The sequence below is a fragment of the Citrobacter sp. Cb004 genome (assembly GCF_030337065.1).
GTDB classification, from domain to species: domain Bacteria; phylum Pseudomonadota; class Gammaproteobacteria; order Enterobacterales; family Enterobacteriaceae; genus Citrobacter; species Citrobacter braakii.
This window is the reverse complement of the sequence record NZ_JAOWCH010000063.1, coordinates 61,367-68,698: the sequence shown is the minus strand read 5'-3', so window position 1 is coordinate 68,698 and position 7,332 is coordinate 61,367. Positions and strand designations below refer to the sequence as shown.

The 7,332-nt window shown below is 52.2% G+C and carries 9 protein-coding genes; 2 read left to right on the top strand and 7 right to left on the bottom strand.

The genetic code is table 11. The annotated features are described in order from the left end of the window. Window positions 1–277: 277 nt before the first annotated feature. From artJ to OGV65_RS15215, 6 genes are all read right to left on the bottom strand, one after another. Window positions 278–1,009: an arginine ABC transporter substrate-binding protein ArtJ gene (gene artJ / locus OGV65_RS15240; protein WP_016153670.1), complete on the bottom strand. Its 732-nt coding sequence runs from the start codon at window positions 1,007–1,009 to the stop codon at window positions 278–280. A gap of 246 nt (window positions 1,010–1,255) precedes the next feature. Further along, window positions 1,256–1,924 (bottom strand): arginine ABC transporter permease ArtM, encoded by a 669-nt coding sequence (gene artM, locus OGV65_RS15235; protein WP_016153669.1) that lies wholly within the window; start codon window positions 1,922–1,924, stop codon window positions 1,256–1,258. Next, the gene (gene artQ / locus OGV65_RS15230) at window positions 1,924–2,640 is read right to left on the bottom strand and encodes an arginine ABC transporter permease ArtQ (protein WP_046275435.1); all 717 of its coding nucleotides are present in this window, start codon (window positions 2,638–2,640) and stop codon (window positions 1,924–1,926) included. The genes artM and artQ overlap by 1 nt, the downstream gene beginning before the upstream one ends. Window positions 2,641–2,646: 6 nt before the next feature. Continuing rightward, window positions 2,647–3,378, bottom strand: coding sequence for an arginine ABC transporter substrate-binding protein ArtI (gene artI / locus OGV65_RS15225; RefSeq protein ID WP_003027298.1), 732 nt, complete (start codon window positions 3,376–3,378; stop codon window positions 2,647–2,649). Between the two features lie 16 nt (window positions 3,379–3,394). After that, window positions 3,395–4,123 carry an arginine ABC transporter ATP-binding protein ArtP gene (gene artP, locus OGV65_RS15220; protein ID WP_016156950.1) on the bottom strand — a complete coding sequence of 243 codons (729 nt, stop codon included), beginning with the start codon at window positions 4,121–4,123 and terminating at the stop codon, window positions 3,395–3,397. A gap of 225 nt (window positions 4,124–4,348) precedes the next feature. Continuing rightward, a complete protein-coding gene (locus OGV65_RS15215) occupies window positions 4,349–4,864 on the bottom strand; it encodes a lipoprotein (RefSeq protein WP_016153666.1) in 516 nt (171 codons plus the stop codon). Window positions 4,865–5,115: 251 nt separating this feature from the next. On the opposite strand from OGV65_RS15215, the gene OGV65_RS15210 reads away from it, so the two are divergent. After that, window positions 5,116–5,439: a heavy metal-binding domain-containing protein gene (locus tag OGV65_RS15210; RefSeq protein ID WP_001160725.1), complete on the top strand. Its 324-nt coding sequence runs from the start codon at window positions 5,116–5,118 to the stop codon at window positions 5,437–5,439. Beyond that, window positions 5,436–6,266, top strand: coding sequence for an N-acetylmuramoyl-L-alanine amidase (locus OGV65_RS15205; RefSeq protein ID WP_016153665.1), 831 nt, complete (start codon window positions 5,436–5,438; stop codon window positions 6,264–6,266). The genes OGV65_RS15210 and OGV65_RS15205 overlap by 4 nt, the downstream gene beginning before the upstream one ends. On the opposite strand, the gene OGV65_RS15200 is transcribed toward OGV65_RS15205, so the two are convergent. After that, window positions 6,263–7,276: a 3-beta-hydroxysteroid dehydrogenase gene (locus OGV65_RS15200; protein ID WP_016153664.1), complete on the bottom strand. Its 1,014-nt coding sequence runs from the start codon at window positions 7,274–7,276 to the stop codon at window positions 6,263–6,265. The two genes, OGV65_RS15205 and OGV65_RS15200, sit on opposite strands and share 4 nt — an antisense overlap. Between the last annotated feature and the right edge of the window lie 56 nt (window positions 7,277–7,332).

Below are 7,332 nucleotides of genomic sequence, written 5' to 3'. Positions count from 1 at the left end.
TCGCGCCCGGCCCGGTAGCCTGGAGGAATAAACGGAGGGGACCGCGGAGCGGCAATTTTCCCGCCGGGAGCCGGGATTGTAAAGGGCGTGGCGGAGAACGCCCTTTACACGTTCACAGGAACCGGTGTTTCAGAGAAACGATGCACATGAGGTGAACGGAACTCTTACGGTGAGATAGCATATTCATAACTTCTGCCAGCACAGGTGATGATTTCTGAAACTGAGGCGTTAACTGAACCGCATTACGCAGAATGCGGCTTTTCAGATTGGGTGGACGTTACTGTGGGAACCACTGATCGCTGATTTTTTGGTACGTGCCGTCAGCTTTGATTGCGGCCAGCGCGCTATTCAGTTTTTCCAGCAGGGCTTTGTTATCCGGGCGAACCGCAATGCCAAGACCAGTACCGAAGTATTGTGGGTCGGTCACTTTGTCAGTGGCTACGCCTAACTGCGGGTTGGTTTTCAGCCACTCGTTAACCACGGCGGTATCGCCAAATACGCCATCAATACGACCATTTTTCAGGTCGATAATCGCATTCTGATAGCTGTCGTAGGCCACGGTTTTCACTTCAGGGTGTTTGTCCTGCAGGTATTTCTGGTGCGTGGTACCGTTTTCCATGCCAATGCGTTTCCCTTTCAGGTCGGCAAAGGTTTTATAGGTGTCTTTTTTCGCAATCACCAGCGCGGAGTTTGCATAGTAAGGCTGAGTAAATGCCACCTGCTTGCTACGCTCAGGCGTGATGTCCATTCCGGAAATCACCGCATCATATTTTTTGAATTTCAGCGCGGGAATCAAGCTATCAAAAGCATGATTGGTGAAAGTACAGTCAGCCTGCATTTGTTTACACAGTGCCGTTGCCAGGTCGATGTCAAAACCGACAATTTTATTGCTTGCATCCAGTGACTCAAATGGCGGATAAGTAGCTGATACACCAAAACTAATTTTATCAGCAGCTGAGGCGCCAGCGGCGAAAGTAGCAAGTAATGCGGCCAGTACTAACTTTTTCATGGTGGAACTCCCGTCTGTCAATCTTATGATTATTTACCGTGTCTGCGGCGTGAATTAACAATGCCATTTAATGAATTTATATGCAATAAAAATGATTAACTATTTTTTCTGATATAAAAAAAGACGGACAATTTAGGTTGTTGTCCGTCTTTTTTATTTTGGCTTTATGCATATTCACCGGAGAGTGTACAACGGAAGATGAATCGTAGCCTGATAAGCGTAGCGCCATCAGACATAAAAACCGATTTAATTCCGGTGTTCAAACGCCAGCGCTTTACGTTCGATCAAGCGCATCATCAGCGTCAGCAAACCGTTGACGATCAGGTAAATCACACCCGCCGCGCCGAAAACCATGACGTCATAAGTGCGACCGTACAGCAGCTGACTATAGCCCATGACTTCCATCAGCGTGATGGTGTATGCCAGTGAGGTACTTTTAAACACCAGCACCACTTCGTTGGAATACGAGGAGAGGGCGCGTTTAAAGGCGTACGGCAACAGAATCGCCAGCGTATCCTTCTTACTCATCCCCAACGCTCCACAGGACTGCCACTGGCCTTCCGGGATTGCGCGGATAGCACCGTAGAACAGCTGGGTGGTATAAGCCGCACTATTTAACGATAGCGCAATTAAGGCGCACAGCCACGGTTCAGAGAGCAGGTGCCACAGTACCGGATACTCCTGTAGCGTCGGGAACTGCCCTGGCCCGTAGTAGATCAGGAAGATTTGCACCAGCAGCGGAGTACCGGTAAACAACGTGATATAGGCGCGAACCAACCAGACCACAATCGGCGTTTTTAGCGTCAGGATGACGGTGAAAACCAGCGCCAGCACCAGAGCAACCACGATGGAGGCGACCGTCAGCGTCAGGCTGGTATGCAGCCCTTTTAACAATTCAGGTAAATACTCAAGCATTAGCCTGGTCTCCGCTCAAATCGTGTCGCGCGCAGGTCAATGCGTTTGAGAATGTACTGACTCACCAGCGTAATCACCAGGTAAATAGCCGCCGCCACAATGTACCAGGTAAACGGCTCCTGGGTACGGGTGGCAATGCTCTTGGTTTGCAGCATCAGATCGTTCACGCTGATAAGGCTGACCAGCGCGGTATCTTTCAGCAATACCAGCCACTGGTTACCCAGTCCCGGCAGAGCGTGACGCCACATCTGCGGCATCACCAGGCGAAAGAAGATCGCGGCTTTAGACAAACCCAACGCCTGACCTGATTCCCATTGTCCGAGTGGTACGGCCTTCAGCGCGCCACGCAGCGTTTGCGACGCGTAAGCCGCATACAGCAATGACAGCGCAATTACACCGCACAAGAACGGGCTGACGTCGAAGTTTTCGATCTGCATCTGAACCGGGATTTGTACAACCCCGAGATTGATCGTAAAGCCATCGGCCAGCGTCAGCAGCAGCTGTGAAGAGCCGAAATAGATGAACAGAACCACCAGAATTTCCGGCAGACCACGCAGGATGGTGACCAGAGCTGAGCCCGTCCATGCCACCGGACGCCATTTTACTGACTCCCAGACGGCAAAAAACATGGCGAGCGCGAGGCCAATAATCAGCGCACAAACGGCAAGGCCGACGGTCATCCCGGCGGCGCTTGCTAAAGGAAAAAATTCATTCATCAAGTATTACTTCTGGAACCATTTGTTGTAGATGGTCTCGTAAGTCCCATCTTTCTTCACTTTTTCCAGCGCAGCGTTAAATTTCTGCTGCAGCTCGGTATTGCCCTGGCGCACAGCGATGCCCAGACCCGTACCGAAGTAATCTTTATCCGTCACTTTGTCGCCAACTGCGGCCAGCTTTGGATTATCTTTCAGCCATTCGGTCACCACTGCGGTATCACCAAATACGCCGTCAATACGACCATTTTGCAGATCGAGTTTGGCATTCTGGTAGCTGTCATACGGTACGGTGGTCACTTCCGGATGTTTATCCATGATGAATTTCTGGTGCGTAGTACCGTTTTGTACACCGACTTTTTTGCCTTTCAGCTGGTCAATGCTGGTGTATTTACCCTGTTGGCCAACAAACAGGGCAGAGTTGTCGTAATACGGGGTGGTGAACAGAACCTGTTTTTCACGCTCTGGCGTGATGTCCATACCGGCCATCACCGCGTCAAAACGACGGAATTTCAGGCTCGGGATCAGGCTGTCGAAGGCCTGATTGGTGAAGGTACAGGTCGCGTCAATCTCTTTACACAGCGCATTCGCCAGATCAACGTCAAACCCTACGATTTTGTTATTCGCATCAATAGATTCAAACGGAGGATAAGACGCTTCGGTGGCGAAACGGATGGTTTGGGCTGCGGTAGCGGAAAGGCTAAAACCTGCGATTAGCGCGGCAATCAGAACTTTTTTCATTGTATTGTCCCGAATCTTAGTGAGAGAGATAGTTTTTAAACGCTTCGGTTTGCGGGTTGGCAAAGCAGCTCGCATCCCCAAACTCGACGATATGACCGTTTTCCATATACACCACACGGCTGGCCGTTTTACGTGCAACTTCCACTTCGTGGGTGACGATCACCTGAGTAATGTTGGTTTCCGCCAGTTCACGAATGATGCTGACGATTTGGGCAGTAATTTCCGGATCAAGCGCTGCGGTAGGTTCATCAAACAGCAGCACCTGCGGCTCCATCATCAACGCGCGGGCAATGGCCACACGCTGTTGCTGGCCACCGGAGAGATGCAGTGGGTAGCGATCGCTGTACGGCTTCAGGCGCAGACGTTCCAGCAATTTTTCGGCACGCGCCAGCGCTTGATCTTTTGTCAGACCCAGTACGCGGCAGGGCGCTTCAATCAGATTCTGCACAACCGTGAGATGCGGCCAAAGGTTGTATTGCTGGAAGACCATGCCCACGTTCTGACGCAGCTCCCGAATGGCTTTGTCTGACGGGGTCTTCGTGAAGTCGAAACGGTTACCCGCAATAGAGAGAGTGCCCGAGCGCGGCATCTCAAGCAGGTTGAGTACGCGCAGCAGCGAGCTTTTCCCGGCTCCACTTGGGCCAAGTAACACCAGTGTTTCACCCTGAGGGCAATCCAGCGTGATATCGAACAGCGCCTGATGTGCGCCGTAGAAGCAGTTAATGCCGTTTAATTGAATACTCATTGACACTCGATACTGGCAGTCTGATAGCTATTGAAGCCGCAGATACTACCTTTGACAGAATAGTTATGCAATATTTATGCGTTAAAAGTTAAATGCAAACCGCATTCTTATCTAAACATAGCACAAAATAGCGGGGCCACCAGTGGGCAAGAATAATTGTCGGCATTCTATGCAGAATGCCAGACAATTTATGGGGGTTATGATTCAGACGGGTGAATGGGGCGGTTAGCGGTTTTCGACAGACTGGCGCAGCGTCCCGGCTGGCGCGTGTACGCTGCCGCCCAGATAGCGGACATCGTCAACTACCCAGCACTGGCCTTCGCGGATCATCAGCACTTCATCACGCCAGCTTTGGTCACCCTGTTTAAGCTCTACGCGCAGCGGAATGTTGCGTGCATCACTATTCGGAATGGTCGATGCGCTGGCGACGCTGGCACTGTCCGGTAACGTAGCGCGACTAGAGAACGGATCGCTGTTAAACAGATCGCGATGCGCGTTATCACGGCTGGCATCGTTCAGCAGTTTCGCCAGGTTGTCGCTGAGGTACGGACGAAGGGGGGTAATGTCATTGTTTCGGTGCTGAATACGGTAATCATAGAATTGTTGAGCCACGCTGTCTGGCCCGCCTTCTACGCATGAGCCGCTACGCGTGCCGTTATCTTTGTAGGCCGGCGTTACGGTAGTACAGGCGCTGAGAAGTAGTGCACATGGAACCAGCAGAGAGAGTTTCGAGTAGCGCATAATGATTTCCTTATTAGCTTTCTACTATTAGTGTTCTACGTTGATTTACATGTCATACTTCAAGTTGCTTGTGCGTTGGCTACGTGCGTTCACCCCAGTCACATAGTTATCTATGCTCCTGGAGATTCACTCTCTTGCCGCCTTCCTGCAACTCGAATTATTTTGTGTAAAGAATATATCCTTTCAATGATAGTGGATCGGTTCGATAATGCTTTTGAGATCGTGCTCTTAGCGCAAAAAGGAGATTAACCATGCAGTTTTCGACTACCCCTACGCTGGAAGGGCAGAGCATCGTGGAATACTGCGGTGTTGTGACTGGCGAAGCCATTTTAGGCGCGAATATCTTCCGCGATTTCTTCGCCGGCATTCGCGATATCGTCGGCGGTCGCTCCGGCGCGTATGAAAAAGAGCTGCGTAAAGCGCGTGAGATTGCTTTTCAGGAGCTTGGTGAACAGGCAAAAGCGCTCGGTGCTGATGCGGTAGTCGGTATCGATATCGATTACGAAACCGTAGGCAAAGACGGTAGCATGCTGATGGTGAGCGTCAGCGGCACCGCGGTGAAAACTCGCCGATGAAGCGTCTGCTGTCTCTGCTGGCATTAACGCTGCTGCTGGTAGGATGTGCTGGCGAAAAAGGGATTGTCGACAAAGACGGGTATCAGTTAGATACCCGTCGTCAGGCGCAGGCTGCTTACCCGCGCATTAAAGTGCTGGTTATCCATTACACGGCCGATGATTTCGACTCTTCTCTGGCTACGCTGACCGATAAAAACGTCAGCTCGCACTATCTGATCCCGGCAGTGCCGCCGCTCTACCACGGCAAACCGCGTATCTGGCAACTGGTAGCGGAAAAAGATCTGGCCTGGCATGCGGGGATTAGCTTTTGGCGCGGCGCTACGCGAATTAACGATACCTCGATCGGCATTGAGCTGGAAAACCGTGGCTGGCAAAAATCGGCGGGCAGCAAGTATTTTGCGCCGTTTGAACCCGCGCAAATTCAGGCGTTAATCCCCTTGGCGAAAGATATTATTGCCCGCTATGACATAAAACCGCAGAACGTGGTGGCCCATGCGGATGTTGCACCGCAGCGCAAGGACGATCCAGGTCCGCTGTTTCCATGGGAAGAACTGGCTGCTCAGGGAATTGGCGCGTGGCCGGATGCTCAGCGGGTGGCGTTTTATCTTGCCGGACGAGCGCCCGATACACCGGTAGAAACCTCATCATTGCTCGATCTGCTGTCGCGCTATGGTTATGAGGTAAAACCTGAAATGACGCCGCGTGAACAGCGGCGGGTGATTATGGCCTTCCAGATGCACTTCCGCCCGACGTTATGGAACGGCGTGGCGGATGCAGAAACTCAGGCGATTGCCGAAGCGTTACTGGAGAAATACGGGCAGGGTTAACGCGGCAGCTTGCCGTGGTCACGCAGCCAGGCCGCGGTACGCTCAATCCCTTCATCCAGCGTCACAACGGGCTGATAACCTAATTCTTCCTGAGCGCGGGTGGTATCCAGCGTAAAGTCAAAATTCAGCTTCGAGACGCCGTAATGCGTAAGCTTTGGCTCTTTCGCGGATTTATTGCCTAACCGCTCCATGCTGCGGGCAATCATGTCCAGCATCGGGTAGGGTACGGAGCGGATACGGCAATCAATATTCAGCTCGTCGATGAGTTTCTGCACAATACTGCGCAGGGTACGATGCTCGCCGTTGGTAATGTTGTACGCGCGACCCGACGGCAGATTATCGCAGGCTTGCTGACTTGCCAGCCACATCGCGTGCACCGCATTCTCGTAGTAGGTCATATCCACCAGCGCACTTCCGCCGTGCGGCAACAGGATGCTGCCGTAGTGGTACATCATATGGGCCAGGCGCGGGATAAAGACTTTATCGTGTGGTCCGAACAAGCTTTGCGGACGCAATACCGTAAAACGGGTCTGCGGGTTGGCCTGTGTCAGCAACGCAATCACATCTTCGCCAGCCGCTTTACTGCGGGCGAATTCATTGGCGAAGCGTTGGGGGCGGAAGTCCTCTTTGATATCGCGATGGTGGTGATAATCAAAATAGAGCGACGGTGATGAGATATGAATGAAGTTACGAACGCCCCAGGCCACGGCCCACTCGCCCAGACGGCGGGTTGCGCGAACGTTGGCCAGATCGAAGGCTTCCTGAGTTCCCCATGGTGAGGTAAAACTGGAGCAGTGCCACAGCGTATCGATACCGGCGAGCATCACTTTTGCCTGCGAAGAGACCAGCTCGGTCAAATCGGCATGCACAAACTCTGCGCCCATTTTCTCCAGCAGCTTGCCCATCGCTTCGTTGCGACCGGTAGCTCTGACGCTGACGCCTTTGCTGCATAAAAACTCAACCGCGTTTCGGCCTAAGCCGCTGGTGGCTCCGGTAACCAGTACCTTCATATCAATCCACTGTGTTTAAAAAACGTCGTGCGCATTCTTCCGTGAATTTCGTCTGT

Coding starts and splice junctions, on each gene's coding strand:
- OGV65_RS15215 (WP_016153666.1), bottom strand. CDS start 4,864: ATGCGCTACTCGAAACTCTCTCTGCTGGTTCCATGTGCACTACTTCTC.
- OGV65_RS15205 (WP_016153665.1), top strand. CDS start 5,436: ATGAAGCGTCTGCTGTCTCTGCTGGCATTAACGCTGCTGCTGGTAGGA.
- artI (WP_003027298.1), bottom strand. CDS start 3,378: ATGAAAAAAGTTCTGATTGCCGCGCTAATCGCAGGTTTTAGCCTTTCC.
- artP (WP_016156950.1), bottom strand. CDS start 4,123: ATGAGTATTCAATTAAACGGCATTAACTGCTTCTACGGCGCACATCAG.
- OGV65_RS15200 (WP_016153664.1), bottom strand. CDS start 7,276: ATGAAGGTACTGGTTACCGGAGCCACCAGCGGCTTAGGCCGAAACGCG.
- artQ (WP_046275435.1), bottom strand. CDS start 2,640: ATGAATGAATTTTTTCCTTTAGCAAGCGCCGCCGGGATGACCGTCGGC.
- artJ (WP_016153670.1), bottom strand. CDS start 1,009: ATGAAAAAGTTAGTACTGGCCGCATTACTTGCTACTTTCGCCGCTGGC.
- OGV65_RS15210 (WP_001160725.1), top strand. CDS start 5,116: ATGCAGTTTTCGACTACCCCTACGCTGGAAGGGCAGAGCATCGTGGAA.
- artM (WP_016153669.1), bottom strand. CDS start 1,924: ATGCTTGAGTATTTACCTGAATTGTTAAAAGGGCTGCATACCAGCCTG.